The sequence below is a fragment of the Deltaproteobacteria bacterium genome (assembly GCA_016210005.1).
In the GTDB taxonomy this organism is placed as follows: domain Bacteria; phylum Desulfobacterota; class Binatia; order HRBIN30; family JACQVA1; genus JACQVA1.
In genome coordinates, this window is sequence record JACQVA010000217.1 from 1 (window position 1) to 2,707 (window position 2,707).

2 protein-coding genes are annotated in these 2,707 nt (G+C 63.5%); both read left to right on the forward strand.

The genetic code is table 11. The annotated features are described in order from the left end of the window. Positions 1–366 (forward strand): isoprenylcysteine carboxylmethyltransferase family protein (locus tag HY699_21060; GenBank protein MBI4518297.1); only part of this gene is annotated, 366 nt, incomplete at its 5' end. Positions 367–655: 289 nt separating this feature from the next. After that, positions 656–2,662 carry an HD domain-containing protein gene (locus tag HY699_21065; protein MBI4518298.1) on the forward strand — a complete coding sequence of 669 codons (2,007 nt, stop codon included), beginning with the start codon at positions 656–658 and terminating at the stop codon, positions 2,660–2,662. The last annotated feature ends 45 nt before the right edge of the window (positions 2,663–2,707 follow it).

Here is a 2,707-nt window from a genome sequence, read left to right on the forward strand (position 1 = left end):
CCGTTCCACCTCCTCTCCGCGGTCCTCATCGGGGCGGGCTTCATTCTGCTCGCGAGGGCATGGCTGGCGCTGTACACCGCTCAGCTTTGCCGGCGCGTTGCGACGCACGGGCCTTACGCCCGGATCCGGCATCCGCAATACGTCGGTTTCGTGCTGATCATGGCGGGCTTCCTGCTGCAGTGGCCGACGCTGGTCACGCTCGCGATGTTTCCGGTCCTCATTTTCATGTACATGCGCCTGGCGCTCCGGGAAGAACGCGATGCGCTGGAGGCGTTTGGAGACGAGTATCGGCGCTACATGCTTTGCACGCCGCGGTTCGTGCCGCGCATCGCAGGACGGCCGCGGGACGCGGGCGAAGCGCAGTGAGCCCGGAGAATTGGTTTCGTCAGCGCTCCCACCGTATGTGATCTTCTCGGCGAGCGCAAGAAGCTCCGTCCTTCTCGCCGCGCGCGGCGATGTTGGACATAAGCATCGGTGCGAGGGCGGCCGGGTTTCCCCTGCGCTTCTTGCACTTGACCTGAGAGCTGCTCGCACGTTCTAGAGTGACCTTGATGCGAGGGCAGTAGAGCTTTGCGCCGCGCCTGCGTGGCTTGACCTTCGCACCAGGCCAAGCCGCACATTTCCAAGTGTGGAAACCCTCAGAAGGAGCGTCGACATGAAAATCCTCGCGCTGGTGCTGGCGGGTGGCGAGGGCTCGCGCCTTTATCCGCTCACCGCCGAACACGCCAAGCCCGCGATCCCCGTCGCAGGCGGTCACCGCCTCGTGGACTTCGTGCTCAGCAACCTGGTCAATTCGGGCGTCACCTCGATCTACGTGCTCGCGCAATACAAGCCGCAGTCGCTGATCGAGCACATCCGCACGGTGTGGGCGCCTGCTGGGAGCGGTCCGGACCGATTCGTGAGCGTGGTGCTTCCGGGATCCGAATCGGTGCGGGGGCCCTTCCGGGGCAGGCAGATGCCGTCTACAAGACTCTGCATCTGTGCGCGCGCCACGCGCCGGATCTCGTGGCGGTATTCGCAGCCGATCACGTCTACCGCATGGATGTCGGGCAAATGGTCCAAGCCCATGCCCAGAACAAGGCGGACATCAGCGTTGCGGCGGTGCCGGTTCCGATCGAGCAGGCGTCCTCCTTCGGCATCATCGCGAGTCACGCCGGCGGGCGCATCCGCGATTTCCAGGAAAAGCCCGAACGTCCGGCGCCTATCCCGGAGCGGCGGAGCCACGCCTACGCTTCGATGGGCAACTACCTGTTCGATCCGGACGTCCTTGCGGAGCTGCTCGAACAGGCCGCGCGCCGGGGCGAAACCGATTTCGGCACGCACATTCTTCCGCGCGCTGCTGCGACGCATCGCGTGTTCGCCTATGACTTCGCCGCGAACCGCGTGCCCGGAATCCTGCCGCACGAGGAGCCCAACTATTGGCGTGACGTGGGAACGATCAAAGCGTACCGGGCGGCGCAACGCGATATGTGCGGTCCGAGGCCGAAATTCAGCCTCGCGAACGAGAGCTGGCCCAGCAGCGCCGGATTGCACGCTCGAGCGCGCGCGCATGTCGCACTCCGCGCATTCAGCTAAAGCGCGCAAGTGCCGGCTGTGCGGGATGGCGATTGTCGAACCGCCCTACGCCGCGGTGCACGACGGATATTGCTGCGAAGGTTGCTTCCTCGCGGCGCGCAAGAGGCGGGCGTTGCCGCCGGAGGTCGATGACGCCCCCTATTTCGCACTGGCTGAGGCGCTGGTCGTTGCCCTCGACGCGCGGGAACACGAAACCGGGCTGCACTCCAGACGGGTCGCTTGCCATACGCTGATGCTCGCCAAGCACTTCACCGATGACCCACAGAGGTTGCGCCAAGTCTATTGGGGCGCGCTGCTGCATGATGTCGGCAAGATCGGAATTCCCGGTTCCATTCTGTTGAAGCGCGGCTCGCTGAACTACGGCGAGTGGGCGATCATGCGCACGCATCCGGAAATCGGCCACCGCATTCTGGCGGGCGTGCCGTTCATGTCGGAAGCGGCCGAGATCGTGCTGGCTCATGAGGAACGTTACGACGGCCGAGGCTATCCGCGCGGCCTGGCCGGATCCGCCATTCCGTTGTGGGCGCGGTTGTTCGCGGTGATCGACACGCTCGATGCGATCACCTCCGAGCGGCCGTACCGCAACGCCCTGGGGTTTGACGCGGCGCGCGCCGAAATCGCGCGCGGCTCAGGCAGCCAGTTCGACCCGATGGCAGTGGAAATATTCGCCGGCGAGGAAATTACTCTGCGCGGCATGGCGGAATTGAAATGCGGCGCGGTGACGATTCAGGCAGCGCTGGAAGCGACTGCGCGCACATCGCCACCGCGGCATACCCTTGACCTGAGAGCTGCTCGCAAGTTCCAGAGTGGATCTCGAAGCAAAGCGGCAGAAGAGCTTGGCAGGAGACGGGAAACTCACTTTACGAAAGGACATCTTGAAATGAGCAATCTGAGCGAAACGGCGTTTCTGGCCGAAAAAGTCGTAGATCCGGTGTGTGGGCTGGTAATCCGCGGAAGCGAGGCGGACCACCAAGTGGCGCACAAAGGCAATATCTATCATTTCTGTGAACCGCGATGCAAGAAGGCATTTGCGGACAATCCGGAGAAGTACATAAGGCTGCTTCGCTTCGCCAGTCATGAGTGGTAGGACAATGTTCGCCCGAGAGAAAATCACTTTGCGCGGCATGACCGC

Excerpts from the sequence above, each read along its gene's own strand:
- HY699_21065 (MBI4518298.1), top strand. The coding sequence starts at position 656 with ATGAAAATCCTCGCGCTGGTGCTGGCGGGTGGCGAGGGCTCGCGCCTT.